Raw genomic sequence first — 21,434 nt, 5'->3', positions numbered from 1 at the left:
CACTAAGTGATAAACGATCTATCCACCGGTAATATATAATCTCTCTTGCTATCATCATTATTTGTTATTTTATTACCCTCATTCCCCGTTTTGTGGAAACAACAGCCGGCCCTCTGTGGCCGGTTTTTTTTTGGTTTACAAAGATATAATTACATACAGTGATATTCATCACTTATTATATCGCGCACATTAACTGTATTTATCCATAATTACTTCACATTATCTCCATCTTTCAAAGTACGATTTTCTTAATAGTTGATATCTAATCCATTAAATTAATAAGGTATTTTCGGAAGATTATTAATCCCTATTGGGGAGAGGCTTTGTTGGGCAGCAACACTTCAGATCCGTTACTATAGCCAAAGTCAGACCAATCCCGCTGCTCACTGCCGGGAAGAGCGATAGACTGCAGAGCCACGCAACAGCTTCTTTATTCAACAGTTCAGGGAACCTCATGCCACAACAGGATCAACTCGACAACCTCTCTAAAGCCAGAATGCTTCTGGCAACCCGCCGTTTTTTAAAACTCGACGAGTGGCTGTTGTCACTGATGCGTGGCTGGCAGAATCAGGGCGAAGGTCAAAGCGATTACGGCCTGCTGATGCACCCGGCGACCCTGTTTACCGGCACGGAATCGCCTGCGCTTAATCCGCTGGAAATTCTCAGCGACTGGGCGCAGCAATGCCCGCAGAGCTATCACGCTCACGTATTACTGGGCATGGTCTGGCATGAAAACGCCTGGTTAATCCGCCGGTCTCAGGGCGAAAATGAGATTGAAGATCACCAGTGGCTCGGTGCGCAGTTGTGTTGCGATTACGCCGTGCTGGCATTATTACGCGCTATCGAATTACATCCGCGACCGACCCACGCATTCCGCCATCTGATGAACCTCAGCGGAGGGTTCGGTGAGCCTTACTGGCTAAAATCCCTTTTCGCGGGCGAAGTACCTAAACCTCTGCATGAGAAGTTCTCGATTCAGGGCAGTGAAATCTGGCAGGCCGGTGTGGCGCATATTCATGCGCTCGGCTTTGAACCCGCCACGCACTGGCCACACATGTTACCCGCCGCGTTACGGCAAACCCGCAAAAACGGTGAAGAAGCGCTGGATTACTGGTTGCGCATGGCGATGTCCGTGCGTCACGCAGACGTCGGCACGATGGAATCCTATCTGTTATTCCATTCCGCTTTCTGGGGTGGCAGCGACGAGCAACAGTTGCTGATCATTGACGGCCCGTTGTGTGCGGAATTCAGTGATGAAGAACGTAACCAGTTCCGTGCGAATGCGCTGTGCGATGCGCTCTCCGGTGATATCGCCGAACGCGAATCGCCAGAGGCGCTGGCACTTGAGCAGCGGCTGGCCACTTTACTGGCCAGCCCGCTCGAGCCTGACACCCGCATCCGGCTGCTGGATCTCGCCGGAATTTGTACGGCGTACTGGCAGGATGATGATCAGGCCGGTCTGGCCGTTTATGACGCGTTATTTGCAGTGTCACCGCAGGCCATGCCCGGCCATTCTGCCCGCATGTTTATTTCCCGTGCTGTGCTGGCAAACGGCCATGAAGAAGGCTTGCCGGTACTTACCCAGTTACTGACCCGCGGCCTCAGCCAGGCCACTGATCCGGTGCTGGTGGCTTTTGCTGCCACGGCGTTGCAATTCGGATTATACGGGCTACCTGCCCGTCCGGAATTAAGTGAAGGGCTGATGGAACATGCGTGGTCGCTTATCCGGCAAGCCGGCGATGAACAGCCGGTCAGCGATCTGGTTACCCTGGCGCATGATATGGCGATCAATGATGATATTGATGCCGCCCATTTTCTGATGACCGGTATGGCGCGCCACGGCAGCGCCATTCATTGCTACGAACTGTATTTCTTCTACCGCAACGGCTGGCATCATGATGTGCCTGAGCATTTTCATAATGACAGTAATGCAATGGATTGTGTCCTCAGCGCCGCCCGCTCCGGCATGGTTCCGGCCATGTTTACCTGTGCTAACGCGCTGCGCGACGGGCTGGGCGGCGAACCGGATTATGAACAGGCGATGCAGTGGTATCAGCGGGCAATGGACGCAGGACATCTGTCCGCCGCTTACTACCGCGCCGGCTGTGCGCTGGATAACGGCTCAGACGCTGAGAAACGTCAGGCCGCAGAGGTCTGGCTACCGGAAATCCTGCATAACCCTGACCATCCTGATCGCGCCGAAGCCGCCTATACACTTGGCATGGCATGGCTGACCGGCACCGGGGTGAAGAAAAACCGTTATGTCGCTGCCAGGTTTATGGAATTTGTGCTTGAACTGAATCCGGCATCTGAGGCCGCGAAGCAGGTTCACGATGACCTCAATGGTTCCCTGCGTGCGAGGATGAATCTTTGGCAGGATAAGCGGAAAGCGGAAATGGAAGATCCGGTAGCGGAGTTTAGATTGCAGGCGCCGCTGCAATAGCGGGCTGATATCTTGGGTTGCCGCCCACGGTGTTGACTTTAAAGCCGCATCAGCAGCGGCGTCCTGCTTACCTCTCCCTCAGGGATTCTTTAACTTTATTCAGCGGCTTAATCAGATAATCCAGCACACTTTTCTGGCCGGTCTTGATGTCCACGTTCGCCACCATGCCGGGCACAATCGGGAACTGGCGTCCGGCTTTGTTGGTCAGGAAAGCTTTATCGGTACGCACATACACGCGGTAATAATACTGGTCGCGCTTCACTTCATCCTGCAACGTGTCCGGTGATACCCCTTCAACTTTGCCGTCCAGATCACCATAGATTGATGAATCGTACGCCGAGATTTTTACCGTGGCAGGCAGCCCGGGGCGGATATAGGCGATGTCGCGCGGGTTGATACGGGTTTCGATCAACAGCTGATCTTCAATCGGTACGATTTCCATCAGCTTACCGCCCGGTTGCAGCACCCCTCCCACGGTGGAAACCTGGATATCTTTAACAATGCCGTGAACCGGTGAATACAGCTCAGAGCGCGTAACCTGGTCCTCTTTACCGGCCATCACCTGTAATCCGGCATCCAGATCGGCGTTATTTTTCACCTGCTCCTCACGCGCACGTACCGCGTACTGGTTGATTGCATCGTCGATTTTTCCGCGCAGTTCACTGGCCTGACGTTTGAGACGAATAACCTCAACCTGCCCTGCAGCGCCTTTTGCCACCAGCGGTTGCGTCATGTTGATTTCATCATTCACCAGTCTGAGCGACTGTTGCAAATTCGCCACCGTTTCATCACGGTTCTGCTTACGCGATAAATATAACTGACGCTCACGCGCCACCAGCTCCGGCGATTTCATGGTTTCAGGGCTGAATTTCAGCGGCGCGCCGGTCAGTTCTGCACTCAGACGCTCCGAAGATGCGCGAAGTGTTCGCACACGGGAAGCCGCTTCGCCATAGTTCGACTGAGAACGCGTCGGGTCAAGCTGCGCCAGAAGCTGGCCGCGATTGACTACCGAGCCTTCCTGCACCATCAGTTTTAAAATTACGCCGCCGTCCAGTGAATCAATTTGCTGTGCCTTGCTCGATGGTGTCACTTTGCCGGTACCGACCGTCACTTCATCCAGCACGGCAAAACGTGCCCAGACGAAAAACACCAGCAAACTGCCCAGCGTGACCCAGATAATCCACGAGACTTTGCGACTTTCGGCCTCCAGTTCATCATGCAATGTCAGATGTGCCATGCAGTGTCCTTAGCAGCTCAGGCTGCGCCTTGTGTTTTATTGTCGCCCACGGCTGCTGCCGCAGCGGGCGTGGTACTGACAGCTTTGGCCAGGATCTGATCACGTGGCCCGTCTGCCACCACCCGCCCGTTATCCATCACCACAATCCTGTCCACCAGTTTGAGCAGTGCCGGACGGTGCGTCACGACAATCAGCGTCCGTCCTACAAGCCAGCTGTGTAACTGGCGGATGACATATTCTTCCAGCTGTTCATCCATCGATGCCGTCGGTTCGTCCATCAGCACCACCTGCGGATTACGCAGGATCATACGGCTTAACATCACCATCTGACGCTGACCGCCGGACAATCCCCGCCCGCCTTCGTTGATAATTTTATCAAGGCTCGATGCGTCGGCCTGCACCATAGACAGCGCGCCGCTGATACGCAGCGCCTGTAGCATTTCCTGGTCCGTGGCATGCGGATAACCCAGCATCAGGTTCTGACGTAACGTGCCGAAAAACAGCCGCGAATCCTGCGACAGATAACCGAGCTGGCGGCGGATATCCGCCGGTTCGACTTTGGTCATGTCAACGCCGTCGATGAGGATTTTTCCCTGTGACGGGCTGGCCTGGCCGGCCAGCAGTTTGAGCAATGTCGATTTACCCGCACCGACTTTTCCGAGGATGGCCACGCGTTCACCCGGTTTGATCTCCAGCTGGCCGATGCCTAATACATTCGGCGCGTTCTCTTTGTCGTAGGTATATTGCAGGTTGCGCACGTTGAAATGGCCGCTGAGCGTCGGGCAATGTGACAGCTCGGCATCAGCGGGCCGGTCAACCGGTTTTTTCAGTAATTCATCCAGTCCGCGCATGGCACTTTTAGCATGCTGCCAGCGGGAAAATACCATGGTCAGTTGCATCAGCGGTGCGATAGTGCGTGATGACAACATGCTGCTGGCGACCAGCGTACCGGTAGTAATGTCACCGCTGAGCACCAGATACACGCCGAACACCAGCATGCCGCCATAGGTCAGTTGCTGCACGGTGGAAGCCCAGCCTGTCAGGCGCGCGCCCCAGACACGTTGTTTCATGCCCACTGCGGCGCTGACTTCATGCGTCTGTTCCCACTGACGCTGAAAATAGGCTTCCGCCTGTAACGCTTTAATGTCTTCGATACCTTCGATGGTTTCCACCAGCACGGCGTTGCGCAGCGCGCTTTCCCGCATGCCTTCTTTTGCCAGTTTAGCCATCGGCCACTGGATCAGAATGCCGGGAATGACAATCAGCGGGATCGCCAGCAGCGGAATAATGACCAGCGGGCCGCCGATGAAAAACATGATGCCAAGGAACAGCAACACAAAAGGCATATCCGCCGCCGCACTGATGGTGGTCGAGGTCAGCAGTTCACGCACCTGATCGATTTCACGCAACTGAGAGATAAAGGAACCGGTGGATTTTGGCCGGTCATCGTTTTTAATATTCATCGCCCGCACGAAAAACAACGAGGAGACTTTCAGGTCGATTTTTTTGCCCATCAGATCTGACACCAGCGTACGCATCAGACGGATGACATATTCCATGGCCGCCGCCAGCACCACCCCGAAAAACAGCACCCATAAGGTCGGGTAAGATTGCGCCGGGATCACACGGTCATACACCTGCATTGAGAACAAAATACCGGCCAGCGCCAGTACATTACCGAGAACGGAGGCCAGTGAAATTTCCGCGATTTTGCGTCCTGAACCACGGAAATTTTCCCAGAACCAGTGTTTTTTATGCGGCTGAACGAACGGGTCGATACGCTGATCCCGCCCGCGTGCGGCAACGCCCATCAGAAAAACCGGGCCGGTGCTTTGCTCAAGCAACATCACCAGTTCGGCGGAACGCACTAAATTGCCGCCGTCGCTCAGCCAGTAATCGACAGTGCCGTCATCGTGCAGATTTTCCAGTACCGCAATGCCGCCCTGTTGCAGGGTAATAATGGCGGGCAATACTTCCTGACGCCAGCGCACCTGATTCCAGCTGACCATACCGACCTGAAGCCCCATCAGGCCGCTGAGCCGGTCCAGCTGACGCCGCAACGGCTGATGTTCAAACCAGCGCATCTGCTGGCGAAGATAAAGCGGATCTGCTGGTTTGCCGAATGTTTCGGCCACGCGCCCCATGGCGCTTATCCAGACGTCGATCGACAAAGGTGCAGGGGCTTCATGACTCATTTCAACCTCGATATCGAATGCTTCTGGTTTATTCCCGTCCTGCCCGATCCTTACAGCGACGGGATGGTGTCACCTGTTTGTTTGTGTCGGTCGATACCTAACATATCGACCAGATTGTCTACCGCAGCGGCGTAGCGCACCGTCGCGTCCCAGCCGTCATACAGCGCGCCAATACGCGACGTATCGGCCTGAAAAACGTCCTGCTCAACACTGAGCAAATCGTTCAGACTGCGCTTGCTGAGTTTGTACTCGTCCTGATAGACGCTGCGGGTATGCGTCGCGCTGCCGAACTGTTCCTCGCCCGCGAGCTGGCGCTGCTGACCGCCGATCATGTCGGCATAAGCCGCCGATGCTTTCTGGTTGATATCCAGCTTGGCTTTTTCGACTTCGGCCTGTGCCGCCTGCCGCTGACCTTCTGCCGCGCGAACTTTGGCACTGACCGCCCCGCCCTGATACACCGGCGCATCCACCGCCAGTTGTACCTGATCGTCCCAATAGGAACCGCCACCGCCGCTGTTTTCATAGCGCGTACGTCCTGCCTGCACTTTCAGGGTCGGCCAGTGCTGAGCTTCGGTCTGATTAACTTCCTCGATCGCCGCCTGCTGTTTAGCCTGTGCGGCCCGCACCAGCGTGCTGTTTTCGTAAGGGATTTTGTTGAGGGTGACTTTCTGATCCAACAGGCTTTGCGGCAGATCCGGTAAATTGTCGGAAACCACGCCGGTCAGCACCGTCAGTTGTGCCTGTGCGGAACGTTGCTGGGCGCGATATTGCTCAACCGTGGCTCTCATCCCGGCAATACGCGTTTCTGCCTGCAACACGTCAGACTGCGAACTCAGCCCGGCGTCTGCCCGCAGTCTGGCGGTGTCACGCACACGTTCGAGAGAAGCGATATTGTCACGCGCCGCCAGGCTCAGCGCCTGATAGCGTTTGACCGAGAGATAGGCCTGCAGGGTGCTGAGCGCCACGTCGGTCATTGTGCTGTAAAGCGAATAACGATAGGAATCAGACAGGTATTCCTGCTGACTGATGCTGCCGCCGGTACGACCGAAGTCATACAGCAACTGGCTGAGCTGGACGCCCGCCGACGCGTTGTTGCTCAGGCTCCCTGCCGAGTCGGTCTGATGCGATTTCCCGGCGGTTCCCTGTAAGGAGATTTGCGGGTACCACGCACTTTTGGCCTCATCAAGGTTGCCTCTGCCGACGCGGATTTGCGCCGCCGCTTCTGAAATTTGCGGATTGCGCGCAAACGCCCGCAGGATAGCATCCTGCAACGTCAGGCTGGCACGCATCTCCTCAGTCGGCGCGGCCTGCCAGTTAAATTCCGGCTGTTTAACCGCCGCCATCCCCCCCGAATTCCCTGTTAAAACCGTCAGACACAAGGTGCCCAATATTGCGGTCAGTGACCGCATCACTTTCTTATTTTTCATTACCGACACCACTTAATTACGCCGATTTTTTGTGGGTACTGCTCTCTCCCCTGCGAAGGGGAGAGTTGGGACGGGGTATCAATGGCATCGCAGTCGCCAGCAAAAAACCCTCCCCGCCTCCCCCTTCACAGGGGGAGGCGTACAGAATTAACTCTGCTGTACGTGCAGACCGTGTTGCACCAGAACGTCTCCCAGAGTGTTTGAGGTATCCAAAGATGCGTTGTGATAAACGTCGAAGGTCAGTCCGTCCACCGTACGTTGCCCGGTTTCGTTCCATGCGCCGTCGGTGCCCATTTGCAGATTCACCAGACTGCCCTCGCCCCCCCTGATGATCACTTCGTCGGACGGGTTATCCTTCACATTCAGCGCCTCATGCAGGTTCAGTGAGATGCTGTTAGTGCCGGAATTGCCTAAATCGAAGATATCGATATGTTCAACTTTCAGCCCGAGCAGCGTCAGGTCCAGATGCTGATGGGTGCCCGCCAGCAACAGGGTATCGACACCGGTTCCGCCGTCGATTTGCGAGAAATCGAGGGTATGAACCGAAATGGTGTCATTGCCCGCGCCGCCGAGGGCCACGCCGTCAATGGCCGTCAGATCAATGGTCATACCGCCAATAGAGAATGCTGTATCCGCGTGCGCGATGGTGTCTGCAGTGGTGGTGTCAGGCGTGGTGGTAGTTGAAGAGCTGTTGTCCGCAGTGACCAGCGGATCTGTCAGCGTACTGGTAGCATGCGTCGCTGAAGTATCGCTGGTTGCACTGCTGGTATCGGTGGTGTGAACCGCCGCCAGTGTATGGGTATCGTCCACGGCCAGTGACTGAACGGCCAGGCTGCTGGTCTCTGCCGGCAAGGTAGAACCGACGGTCAGCCCGACATGGGCATCGAATCCGTTACCCGCCGCATCCACCGCTTTCAGTTCCACCACCGCGCCGAGCAGTGCGTTCAGTAAGCCCACCAGTCCGTAGCTGCTCAGCAGCGCACTGGACAGTTTCACTGTCCACGAACCGTCTGCCTGCACGGTCCCTGCCAGCGTATTGCCCAGCAGAGTGACACTGACCAGGCCACCTTGAGCGATGTTGCGGCTGGTCCCGCTCAGTGTCAGACCCTGACCGCCGAGAATGCCGCCAACCACACCGAGCGTCAGGCCGAGCAGTGGATTCAGCGCCACCAGCGGCAATGCATGTGTCAGTACGTTCAGCGGGTTAGAAATGATTGCAGTGTTGCCCACAAGATCCGCAACCGAAACAGAGACCTGCGTCGAACCATCCGCCAGCCCTTTCAGCTCTGCCGAGGTGAACGGCACACTCCACGCGCCGTTGGTGATGGTACCGGTGTGCGTCACGCCACCAATAGTGACCGACACCGTGCCGTTGAGCAGGTTGGAGGTCCCGGTAATATTAGTACTGGCACCCGCTTCAGCGGCATTCAGATAACCGTCTCCGCCAAACAACGAGCCGAGTGACAGCGTTGGCAGGGTGTGAATACCCACCGTTGCTGTCGCACTGCCGCTGACGGCATGACCGGCAGCATTGGTTACCGACGCACCGACATTCAGCGCACCGTCAAGCAGGCTGGAGAGGGTAAGCTGCGGAATGGCCACACTGAAGGTGCCATCCGCTTTCACCAGTGCCGTCAGGGTATTGCCGCCGACGTTCAGGGTCACGGTCGATCCCTGCGCATTGGTGGTGGTTCCGCTGATGGTCTGAGTGAGCAGTGCATCCGCCGCGTTCAGCAGGCCATCACCAAATAACGGATTCAGCGTGATGGTTGGCAGTGACTGCGATACCACGTTCAGCAGGTTGGTGACCGATGCCGGGTTACCGGAGCCGTCCACCAGGCTGGCGACCACCGATTGAGTGCCGTTGAGAATAGCGCCCAGATCCGTCACCGGTACCGTCACGCTGAACACGCCGCCAGCGCCCACATTGGCAAGGTAGTTTTTGCCATTCAGGGAAATCTGCACTTGGGTGCCTTGCGCGACGTTGGTCGCGATACCGCTGATGGTCTGACCGGTCAGCAGGTCAACCACGTTCAGCACGCCATCGCCAAAGACCGGATTCAGGACAATCGATGGCAGATTGTGAATACCGACATTCAGCCCCACGGTATTTGACGCCGTGTTACCCACTTCATCGGTCACGGTGGTGACGATGGTCAGATTGCCGTCAAGCAATCCGGCAAGTTGCAGCGGGGTCAGTGACGCGGAGAATTTGCCGTCACTGCCAACGGTTGCTGTCAGGTTGATCAGGCCGCCGCCGACGTTAATGTTGACCGTTTCGCCGACGTGCCCGTTGGTGACCGTACCGCTGATGGTCTGTGTCAGCAGCGCTTCAGCCGCATTCAGGATGCCATCTGCACCGAAAACAGGATCCAGCACAATTTTCGGTACCGCGTTAATAATGGAAGTCAGCGTGCTGCTGCTGGTGCTGGTATTACCGCCGTTGTCGGTAACAGAAACCACGACCGGGAAGGTGCCGTCGCCCAGCGCTTTCAGGTCACCCGGTTGCAGGGTGATGCTGAATGCGCCCGTCCCGTCGGTCGCGCCGAGGAAGGTTTTCCCGCCCAGCGTGACCTGCACCTGCGTTCCCGACGCCACGCCGCTGACTGTCCCGCCAATCACCTGGGTAGTGAGTGCGTCCGCTGCGTTGAGCAAGCCGTCGCCCAGGACCGACGTCAGGTTAATGACCGGCCTGACGAGATCCAGCACCGCATTCGCGGCCGCGCTGCCAACATTACCCGCCGCATCCGCCACCGTCACACTGACCGCAGCGGTCGTGCCACTCAGCAAGCCGAGAACGGACGGCGGAACAGTGACCAGGAAATGTCCGGTCGCATCAACTACGCCGTTAATGGTTTGTGTGCCGACCTGCACAGCGATCGCGGTACCTGCCGCAACGTTCGAGACCGTACCGCTAATCGTCTGATTAACCAGCAGATCAGCGATATTGAGCACGCCGTCACCAAACACGGTATTGAGCACCACCTGCGGCAGATTGTGGATGGCAATCCCCACCGGAATAGGGGTAGAAGACGTGTTGCCCGCCGGGTCTGTCAGGGTGATACCCAGATTCAGGGTGCCATCCAGCAGTGCGCCCAGATCGCCCGGCTGGATCTGGATATTCCAGGTGCCTGCCGTCACGGTAGTGTTATAGGTTTTACCGCCAAGGGTCACGGTCACCAGCGTGCCGTCAACCGCCGTCGCTGCGCCCCCGATGGTTTGTGCCAGCAGAGATTCCGCCGCATTCAGCAGGCTATTGCCGCCGAAGATTGGCGTGAGGTCGCCCAGCACCGGCAAGGTTTTCAGCACATCAAGATTAAGGGCTTCAACCTTGGTGTTCCCCGCCGCATCGGTCAGGGTGAGATTGATAACCTGCGCACCATCGGTCAGTGCGCCGAGAACGGCGGCCGGTATGGTAAGTGACCACAATCCGTTAGCGCCCACGATTGCCGACAATGGCGTACCGTCAATTACCGTTGAGATAACTGACCCGACGCCCGCGCCAATCACCGTGCCGCTGAGGGTTTGCGCTACCTGCGATTCCGCCAGATTAAGGAAACCGTCGGTCAGCCCCAGTCCGCTGGCCACATTCAGATCCAGCAGTTTGTTGAAGAAGATATCCAGACCGGTACTGACGCTGGTGGTGTTACCCGCCGCATCTGTTACGGTGGCGGCCAGGGTCAGGGTACCGTCATTGAGCAAAATCAGTTGTTCAGGTGTCAGGTTAAGCGACCATGCACCGCCAGGCTGGATAAGCGCTGTCCCAATAGAGGCGCCGCCCAGAGTGACGTTCACTGTCTGCCCGTCCGCACCGCTGGAGGTCCCACCCACCAGCACGTTGAGCAGTGATTCCGCCAGATTAATGACGTTATTACCGGCAACCGCATTCAGCGCCAGTAACGGCGCTGACGTATCAACGTTCACCGTATGCGGAACCGCCGTACCCACGTTGCCTGCCGCATCCGTGAGGGTGGCGGAGATCACGTTGGTTGCGCCGGTGCCTTGCGGTAATGCCTGCAAATCGGCGGCGGGTACGCTGACTGACCAGGTGCCGCCGGTCTGCACGGTGCCGCTGTAGGTTTTGCCATTCAGTGTGACCGTGACCACACGGCCCACTTCACTGGTATCCGCCGTCCCTGAAATCAGCTGGGCGGATTTCGACTCGGTATTATTGAGAATATCATCGCCGGTAAAGGCGCTGATGGTCAGGGTCGGCGCAGTGGTATCCACCAGCACGCCTTGCGTGACATTGGTCACCGGAATAAGCGTTGATGCGGTCACCGTCGTGGTCGTGCCATTCACAAATTCGGAGGCTGGAACAGGCAGTGTCCAGACGTCGGCGTTAACCGTCGTCGTGTGCAGATTCCCGCCGACAGTGACGGTGACCAGTGTGCCATCCGGCACATTCACTGTTTTACCGGAAAGGGTAATGTCCGCCGGATTGCCATCCGCCACGTTAATAATGTTGTCACCGGTGACCGGATCAAGGGTGATGGAGAACTCAGGGGGTATCAGGTTTACCGTGACTGGCAATGATGTTGCCGTCGCCGGGTTACCCGCCAGATCACTCACTGCGACACCAATCGTCTGACCGGTTGACAGCGTACCGAGTTCGTCCGGGGTCAGTGTCACACTCCATGAACCGTCACCCTGCACCGTTGCCTGATGGCTGATGCTGCCGACCGTGACTGTCACCTGCTGTCCCGCCTGCACATTCACCGTCGTACCGGTAATGGTTTGCGTGCTCTGGCTCTCGGCGTAGGTCAGATCAAAACCGGCACCGGCAAAGGACGTCACCGCCACGGAAGGCAGTTGTGTCACGGCAATGCCGACATCCGCCGAAGCTGAACCGGTATTGCCGCCGCCGTCCGTGACAGACACGGAGATTTGCTGAGCGCCCTGCGGAAGATCGGCGATTTCACCCGCTGTCACCGGAACCGTCCAGTTACCGTCCGCATCCACCGTCACACCCGGAAGAGGTATTCCGCCAAGGGTGACCACCACAGTTTGCCCCGTTCCCGACAGCCCGGTGGTCCCGGTCAGGGTCAGCGGTGTGGCAGCTTCAGCCGCACTCAGATAACCATCGCCAAACGGCGTATTGATGGTGACATCCGGCACGGTGAGATAGCTGTTAAACGGCTGCGTCGCAGGCGTACTGTTGCCCGCGGCATCTGTCACCGTCACGTTGATATCATGCAGACCACTGCCCAGAGAATTCAGTACGCCTGCAGGCAGACTCACCGACCAGTCACCGGTCGACGGATCGACGGTCGCGGTATAGGTGGTGCCAGCCACATCAATGGTCAGTTTAACGTTCTGGTTGTTGCCGGTGATGCCGGTATTACCGGTGATGACATTGACACCGGCCGCTTCCGCAATATTCAGGCTGCCGTCAGCAAAAGGTACGTTGATAACCGGCACCGGCGCGGACAGATAAGAGGTGAAGCTTACTGACGCATCAGTATGGTTCCCGACGGCATCGGTCGCCGTCACGGTAATGTCGTGTGTCGCCGTCGCCAGACCCAGCGTTGCCAGCTGGGCGGGTGTCAGGTTCAGGCTCCAGTTACCGGTAGCCGGATCCACTATGGCTGTAAACGGACTGCCGGTTATGCCCGCGATAGCCACACTGACGGTTTGCCCGGCTCCGGTCACGCCGGTAGTACCCGTGAGCGTCTGGCCACCAACAGCCGTGGATTCCGCAATGTTCAGCGTACCGTCACCGAATGGCAAATTGATGGTCGGTGCAGGAACGTTGTGGATTTGTACACCGACAGAAACCGGCAGCACAGATGAGTTGCCCGCACTGTCGGTCACGGTCACCACCACCGGCCAGCTGCCATCCTGCAATGCCAGCAGTTCAGGGGACGTCAGCGAAACGCTCCAGGTTCCCGCCGCAGAATCGACCACAACCGGTACCGCGTTACCGTTGATGACCACGGTCACGGTCTGCCCCGGACTGGTGATCCCGGTGGTACCGGTAATCACCTGACCTGCCGGGTTTGACGCTTCATCGAAATTCAGAATGCCATCGCCGAATGGCTGATTAATGCCAGCCACTGGCAGAACATGGGTCAGAGCGGTGAAATCAAGGGTACCGGCCGCACTGGTATTCCCCGCGCTGTCGGTTGCGGTCACACTGATGGTGTGCGTGGCATCCGCCAGCCCCTGAAGCACACCGGAAGGCACCGTCGCCGTCCAGGTGCCATCATTGCCCACGGTGGCCAGCACCGGCGTGCCATCGACCGTCACCAGAACGGTCTGACCCGCGCCGGTAATGCCGGTTGAACCGGTAATCAGCTGATTACCCGCCGCTTCGGTGGCGTTCAGAATGCCGTCCACAAACGGGGTATTGATGGTCGGTACCGGCAACGCAGACAGTTCGATATCCAGACTGGCGCTGGAAGACGCCGGGTTACCGGCAACATCTTCTGCCGTCACGGTCACCTGCACGATACCGCTGGTCAGTCCGCTGAGCAGGCCCGGCGAAACGATGGCCGTCCAGCCGAGTCCGTCAGGGTTCACCGTACCGGAAATTGGATCCGCCAGCCCCGGCACCGTCACCTGCACAGTCGTTCCCGGTGCCAGACCTGAGCTGGTTCCACTGAGGGTGAAACCGTTGGCCGCTTCACTGATATTCAGAATACCGTTCCCGGCAATCACACCAAAGGTCAGCACGGGTAATGCGTGCGTCGAAAGCGTGAAATCAGCAAAGGTACTCACGTTATTCCCGGCCGCATCGGTGACACGGACGTCGATGGTTTTGCTGCCATCGGTAGTAATGGCCTGCACATCTCCGCCCGGAATCGTGAGACTCCAGGCACCGGTACCGTCCGCGGTCGTGGTGTAATCTTTTCCGTTGAGCGTGACGGTAACGGTCAGGTTAGGATCCGTCGAACCACTGACCGGAATACCCAGCGCGGCTTCCGCCAGATTAATGATGTTATCCCCGCCGGTATCGACGGTCACGGTCAGTATCGGCGCCGCCGTATCAACGGCCACATTGTGTGTTACCGTCGCCACGTTTTGCGCCACGTCATCTGCGGTGGCGGTGAAGGTATTATTGCCGGCTGGCAGCGCCTGAACCTGAGCAGCCGTCATCGGGAAGCTCCAGCTACCGTCGGCCTGCACAGTGGCTGTATAGGTCGCGCTGTAGTTTTCGCCGGTAATGACCACGGTGACGGTGCCATTCACAGGAACATGAGCGGAAGTTCCGCTGACAGTCATTCCCTGATTATGCTCAATGATATTAATGTAATCATCGCCGGAAATGGCATTGATGGTCAGGGTTGGCAGGTCACCCGGCTGGGTGATAACCGTGGCGTTGTGCGAGGCAGATGCCGGGTTACCGGCCAGATCCGTGGCGGTCGCCGTGACGGTAACCGGCCCGTCAGATAAGTTACCCAGATCAGCCAGAGGCACGGTAGCCGTCCAGTTGCCATTCGCATCAACCACGGCGTTGTAGGCTTTACCGTTAAAGCTCACCACCACAATCTGTCCGTTTTCGAGATGGGTGGATGTCCCGGTGATCGGAATATCCGCGCCTTTTTCGATCGCATTAATGTAATCGTCGCCGGACACCGCGGTAATCAGCAGCGTCGGCAAATCAACCGGATTAGCATCCACGCTGAAGGTATGCGGGGCTGTAGTGCTGTTCCCTGCCGCATCAGTGATCGTGGCGGTCAGCGTATACGTGGTATCTGTCAGCGACTGCACGACACTACTTGGCAGTGTAAAGCTCCAGGTACCATCCGGCTGAACCACTGCGGTGTACGTCACATTGTTAAAACTCAGCACTACGGAAACGGTTTGACCGGCATCCGGGATATCCGCGCTTCCGCTGATTACCACAGGTTGCAGCGATTCGGCCGCATTAATAATGTCATCCGTCGCCACCGGGTTAAAGGTTAGCGTTGGCAAGGTATAGTCGACGGTAATAGCGCTGTTAACGGTGCCCGCGTTACCGGCACTGTCAGTGGCAGTCACTACCACGTTTTGCGGACCTTCCGGTATCGCCTGCAAATCTGCCGCACTGAGGTTCACCGTCCAGATACCATTGGCATCAACAACAGCGGAATGATCCACCCCTCCGATATTGACCACCACGGTCTGGCCTGCGCCTGTGACTCCGGTGGTACCGGTGAGCGTCTGATCGGTATCCGCTTCCCGCTGATTCAGGAAGGTATCGCCAAACGGCGTTTCAATGGTGGGCACCGGCACGTTCTGCGTCGCGAGCTCAATATTGACCGGTGGCAGCGTAGTGGTGTTACCTGCCGCATCGGTCAGTTCAGCGGTCAGCGGATAACTGCCGTCAGCCAAGCCGTTGAGGGTATTGGCCGGAATGGTGGTGCTCCAGCTGCCGTTTGGCTGTACTTCTGCGGTATATGTCTGTCCATTGAAGGTCAGTGTCACCGTCTGCCCTGCATCGGCCGGATCACTGGTTCCGCTCAGGGTAATCGGCGCGCCAGCTTCGGCCGCGTTAATCACGTTGTCCGTCGCCACATTATCGAGTGACAGCGAAGGCGGTGTGAAGTCCACATCCACCGATCCCGGCAACGTAGCGGTGTTGCCTGCGGCGTCGGTCACATTCACAGTGAGGGTTTTCGTCCCTTCACCCAGCCCCTGTAAATCCGCCGAAGGAATGGTCACGGTCCAGCTACCGTCGGTTGCCACCGTACCGGTGTAAGGCGTGCCGTCAATGATGACTGTCACCGTCTGACCGTCACCGGTCAGCCCCGTTTTACCGGTCAGTATCTGATCGGTGGCAGCCTCCGTGCTGCTCAGCAAACCATCGCCAAACGGCGTATTCAGCGTCGGTTGCGGCAATGTGGTGTAAATGCCCAGATCCTGCGTCGCCGTAACCGCGCCCTGATCGGTCGTCACGGTAGTTACAATGACGTGGCTGGTGCCGTCCGCCAGGTTAGCGACATCCCCCGAGGGCACATTAATGGTCCAGTTGCCGTCAGCGTTGGTCTGCGTGGTATAGGTCACCGTGCCCAGTTTGACGGTAACCGGCGTACCTTCCGGCACGTTGGCGGTTTTACCGCTGATGTCAAAACCTGCGCCCGCTTCGGTGGCATCGATTTTATTATCGCCGGTAATCGGGTTGATGGTCACTCCGCCCAGCGCACTGTTAACCGTGAAGTCTTCGCTGTTGCTGGCCGGGTTGCCGGCTTTATCGGCGACAGAAACCTCAATGGTTGCGGTGCCGTTTTGCAGCGCCTGCAAGTCAATCGCCGAAACGCTGACACTCCATGCACCGCTGGCTAACACCGTCGCCTGATATGTTCCGCTTCCGATACTTACGGTGACAATTTGTCCGGCTTCAACTTGAGTTGTCGTGCCGCTGACAGTCTGCGGGTTGGTGCGTTCCGCGCCATCGAGCGTGCCGTCTCCGGCAAACAGATCAATCTCAATCGTCGGCAATAATGCCGGATCCGCTTTCACCGTCACCGGTGTGGTTGCGGTTCCTGCGTTACCGGCAGCATCGGTGACGGTGACCGTCAGGATGTAAGTGCCATTGGCGACATTCGCCAGTGCATCCGCCGGAATGTTGACTGTCCAGCCACCGCCAGTCACCACGGTACCTGTATAGGTATGACCCGCAATACTGAGGGTAACACTATCCCCGGCCTCACCGGCACCGGCAGTGCCACTGACAGGAATAACCGCCCCTGCTTCTGCGGCATTAATGATGCCGTCACCGGCGACCGGGTTGATAGTAACTACCGGTGCCACCGTATCGATGGTTACCGGCACAGAAATATTACTGGTATTTCCCGCCGCATCAGTCACCGTAACCTGTACGGCGGCCGGTCCCTGAGGGATGGCCTGCAAATCTCCGGCAGGTACGATGGCGCTCCAGTTACCGTTAGCATCCACCGTGGCAGTGTACAGAATACCGCCGACGGTGACCGTGACGGCCTGTGCGTCGCCGCTTACCCCGGTGCTGCCGGTCAGTGTCTGCCCGGCAGCAGCCTCACTGGCATTCAGTTGTTTATCGCCAAAGGGGGTATCAAGCGTCGCAACGGGGAGGGAGTGAATGATCACACCGAAGTCACTGCTGCCGGATACCGGATTGCCTGCGGCATCTGTCGCGCTGACTTTCACCGTGTTGTTACCGTCACTGAGCAGTGCCAGATCGGCTGCCGGGATCGGCGTACTCCAGGCACCGCCAGTGCCGGTGGTTGCCGTATACGTTTTGCCGTTCAGCGTAATGGTGACCACGCTGTTCACAGGCACATTAGCGGACGTCCCGCTGAGAGTAATGCCGGCGGCGGCTTCACTGGCATTGAGCTGGTTATCGCCCGCCACCGGATTAACCGACAGCCCGCTGAGCTGGTTGTTGACCGTCAGGGTTTCGCTGCCGGTCGCGATATTGCCCGCTTTATCTGCCACGGATACGTTGATCGGGGTGGTGCCGTTGGCGAGGGTCGCCAGATCCGCAGCCGGGATACTGATGCTCCAGTTTCCGCTTGGCTGTACCACAGCCGTGTAAGAATGACCGTTAAGCAAGATCAGCACTGTCTGGCCCGCTTCAACCTGTGAGGTCGAGCCACTGAGTGACTGCGCGGTTTGTTGTTCTGCGCCATCCAGTACATTGTTACCCGCAAAAGTATTCACGGTGATGGTCGGACCGTTGGCCGCATCTGCGACCAGTTGCACGTTTGAACCCACAGTGGTGGTATTACCGGCTGCATCTGACAGCTGGACTTGCAGAGGATAGTTGCCGTCCGCAATCCCGCTAAACGCGGCAGCAGGCACGGAAACACTCCACTGGCCGTTGGGCTGCACGATGCCGGTATAGGTTTCACCGTTGAGGGTCACGGTTACAGTACGTCCTGCTTCAGAAATAGAGGCGGTGCCGGTGATCGCCACGCCTGCGGCCGCTTCAGTACCGTTGATATATCCGTCGCCGGAAACCGGGTTAACGGTCAGAAGCGGCGCGGTAAAATCAGCCGTGGCATTGCCGCTTATGGCAGCGGTATTACCTGCACTGTCCGTCGCGGTAACAGAGATAGCCACATTGCCCTGCGGCAGCGCCTGCAAATCTGCGACCGGAACCTGAACTGACCAGTTGCCGTCTGCGGCCACTGTCGCGTTATAGGTGTGTCCGCCTAATGTGACGGTCACCGTCTGACCATCACCAGATTTACCCGTTGTGCCGCTGAGAGTTTGTCCGACGGCGGCTTCTGCGCTATTGAGCAGGCCATCACCAAACGGCGTATTGAGAGTCGGTACCGGATTGGTGTTGTCGATACCGATATTAATGCTGTTGGATAAAATTACCCCGCCCGGCCCTTCGACAGTGGCAGAAATGCTGCTGAGGTCCGGATTCGCGCCCTTAATATCCCCAATCTCACCCGTGCTTAACAGCATGAACCATCTGCCATTCGCCCCCACCGTGGCTGTTTTAAACAGCGAACCGAAACGCACAGTGACGATGGCATTTTCCGCAACACCCAGTGTGGTTCCGCTGATTTCAATGCCGTTTGCGGTTTCAACGGCATTAATCACGTTATCACCGGTCACCGGATCAATCGCAATACCGTTCTGTGAGGTATCAACGTCGAAGGTATCGCTGCCGGTCGCCGGGTTACCGGCTTTATCAGAAACGCTGACATTGATGGTTTTGGTGCCGTCAGTCAGTGTGACCATATCAGCCGCCGGAATAATCACACTCCAGTTGCCGCTGGCCTGTACCGTGGCCTCGTAGATGCGGCCGTTGAGCGTAACAGTGACGATCTGGCCGGCTTCGACGAGCGTCGTGGAGCCGGTCAGCACCTGCGCCGTCTGCACTTCTGCGCCATCAACCACCTTATCACCACCAAACGCGTTCACCGTAATGCCCGGCTGGAGGGTGGAATCGGCAGCCACGTGCAGCGGACGGGTGCTGGTCGTGGTATTACCCGCGGCATCCGTCAGGGTAGCGCTGATCGGGAAATCACCGTTGAGCCCGCTCAGCGTACCCGCCGGGATTGACGTGCTCCAAGCACCGTCAGCACCCACAATGGCGGTGAACGGATGGCCGTCAATCGTGATATTCACCGTTCTGCCGGAGTCTGCGGCCGAGGCCGTACCTGTTAAAGTCAGTGCGCCAGCGGCTTCGGCCAGACTGATCTGCCCGTCTCCGGCCAGCGGATTGATCACAAGCGTCGGAGCCACCGTATCGACTGTCACCGGCGTCGTGATGCTGCTGTGGTTACCCGCCGGATCTGTCACGACGACCACGATATTATTGCTGCCCTGCGGCAGGGCACCGAGTACGGATGACGGCACCGTGACGGTAAACGTACCGTCCGGTGCTACGGTGCCGGTAATTTGCTGACCGCCCACCGTGACAGTCACGGTCTGTCCGTTGCCGGTCAGACCGGTATTCCCTGTCAGTGTCTGGCTGGTCGTGGATTCGCTGGCATCAAGGGTGTTGTCACCGCCGAATACCGGATCCAGCGTCGGCGGTACACCGTGGATAGCCACATTGAGACCCGTCGTCTGGCTGAGGGTATTGCCTTGTGAATCCACCATGCTGACCGTCACGGTAGTCGAACCGTCAGCCAGTGCCTGTAAGTCCGCTGGAGAAATGCTCAGACTCCATCCGCCACCCGTGGTGGTGGTCGTGTGATAAACCACACTGCCTACCGTGACGGTAATTTCTGTTCCGGCTGGCACATTGGCTGTCGTCCCGGTGATCACCAGTGCGCTTTGCGCTTCGCTGGCATTGAGCTGGCCATCACCGGAAACCGGATTGACGGTCAGGATCCCGGCGCTGTCGCTGATGATAAAACTTTCCGGCGCAGAGGTCGGGTTACCTGCCGCATCGGTCAGGGAGGCCGTTAGCGTATAAGCCCCTTCTGCCAGCGCAGAGACAATATTTGCCGGGATGGTCACAGACCAGGTGCCATCAGCACCGACGGTTGCACTGTAATGAATGCCGTTGAGCACGATATCCACCGCACGGCCTGCTTCAGAAACAGATGCCGTACCGGTGAGGATCAGCGGTTGCTGATGCCCGTTTGCATCAATAACGTTATCGCCATCCACAGGATTTATCGTCAGCGCTGGCGGCGTGGTATCCACCACCACCGTCACACTCCTGGTTACTGTTTCGCCTGACGTGTTAGTCAGGGTCACGGAAATGACATAGGTGCCGTCCGCCAGCGTTTGCAGTTCGCTGGCAGGAAGAGGAACGTTCCAGCGACCGCTGCCATCCACGGTCGTGGTGAAGGTTTTTCCGTTGATCGTCAGCACTATCGTGCTGCCGGCAGCCGCGTTGGTCGATATGCCGCTAAATGTTTGCTGGCTGGCAACGGCGACGCGGTTTAGGGTGTTATCGTTGGCAAAGGTCGACAGCGTCAGGGTGGGTGCAGCGCCCCCGGTCGTGCCGCCGTTATTTCCCCCATTATTGCCACCGCTATTTCCGCCTGTGCTACCCCCACCGGTATTCCCGCCCCCGGTATTTCCACCCCCGTCACTGCCGCCGTTATTGCTGCTGCTACCGCCACCACCGCCGCTTCCCCCTGCAGCAATAGCGATACCTGCACCCAGGGCAAGCACACCCAGCACAGCCCCCAGAACAGCAGGATCAAAATTCGAGGAGTCGATAAGCAACGCACCGACATCAGGAAGGGTCTCATAGGCGGGAACAATCGGAACAGCTCCCGCTGTCGCGCCGGTATCGATAAAAGCGGCGTGTTCGACAGGATGCTCACCATCATCGAAAATCAGTTCGCTGTGATGGCCTTTGCCATCTGTATCAAAGAAACTGTGATAGCGGACGGTGCGTCCGTCTTGCATGTGAATGATCAGATCATTCCCTACCCGCTCGTAGCGGGCGACGACATCGCGTGTCGCGTGCACGCGTATTATGCTGATTTGATTGAGAGTGACATCCTGGCTGGCGTTTGAGAGCTGGGAGATTACTGCACCATTAGTACGAGAAAGAACATCAATAACCACACTACCGTTCTGAGCCATGTTGTACCCCTGTTACGCCAGTTTTTGTCCATACACGCTAACGACCGCTCTTCCTTTTTCAGGCAAAAAGCGGTTCTGCGGGTAATGAAGACCATTAAGAAAAAATGGATAAACTTCCAACTGGTGTGAGGTAAGGCCACAAACAACAAAACAATCAAAAA

The 21,434-nt window shown here is 57.5% G+C and carries 5 protein-coding genes; 1 reads left to right on the top strand and 4 read right to left on the bottom strand.

Annotated features, from left to right (window positions below; translation table 11 throughout):
- The first annotated feature begins 454 nt into the window (after positions 1-454).
- Positions 455-2,443, top strand: a complete 1,989-nt coding sequence (locus tag J1781_RS13140) for a DUF4034 domain-containing protein (protein WP_129991267.1) — start codon at positions 455-457, stop codon at positions 2,441-2,443.
- Positions 2,444-2,510: 67 nt separating this feature from the next.
- On the opposite strand, the gene J1781_RS13135 is transcribed toward J1781_RS13140, so the two are convergent.
- The 4 genes from J1781_RS13135 to J1781_RS13120 all read right to left on the bottom strand — a co-directional run bounded on the left by J1781_RS13135 (position 2,511) and on the right by J1781_RS13120 (position 21,273).
- Positions 2,511-3,680, bottom strand: coding sequence for a beta-barrel domain-containing protein (locus tag J1781_RS13135; protein ID WP_129952363.1), 1,170 nt, complete (start codon positions 3,678-3,680; stop codon positions 2,511-2,513).
- Positions 3,681-3,697: 17 nt separating this feature from the next.
- Positions 3,698-5,875 (bottom strand): type I secretion system permease/ATPase, encoded by a 2,178-nt coding sequence (locus tag J1781_RS13130; RefSeq protein WP_217233713.1) that lies wholly within the window; start codon positions 5,873-5,875, stop codon positions 3,698-3,700.
- Between the two features lie 50 nt (positions 5,876-5,925).
- Complete coding sequence (locus J1781_RS13125) at positions 5,926-7,218, bottom strand: TolC family outer membrane protein (protein WP_370278332.1); 1,293 nt, start codon at positions 7,216-7,218, stop codon at positions 5,926-5,928.
- Between the two features lie 231 nt (positions 7,219-7,449).
- Positions 7,450-21,273 (bottom strand): Ig-like domain-containing protein, encoded by a 13,824-nt coding sequence (locus tag J1781_RS13120; RefSeq protein ID WP_217233712.1) that lies wholly within the window; start codon positions 21,271-21,273, stop codon positions 7,450-7,452.
- Between the last annotated feature and the right edge of the window lie 161 nt (positions 21,274-21,434).

It is taken from the genome of Rahnella perminowiae, assembly GCF_019049695.1.
GTDB classification, from domain to species: Bacteria; Pseudomonadota; Gammaproteobacteria; order Enterobacterales; family Enterobacteriaceae; genus Rahnella; species Rahnella perminowiae.
Note: the sequence above shows the minus strand (reverse complement) of the source record. Positions and strands in the feature narration are given on the sequence as shown.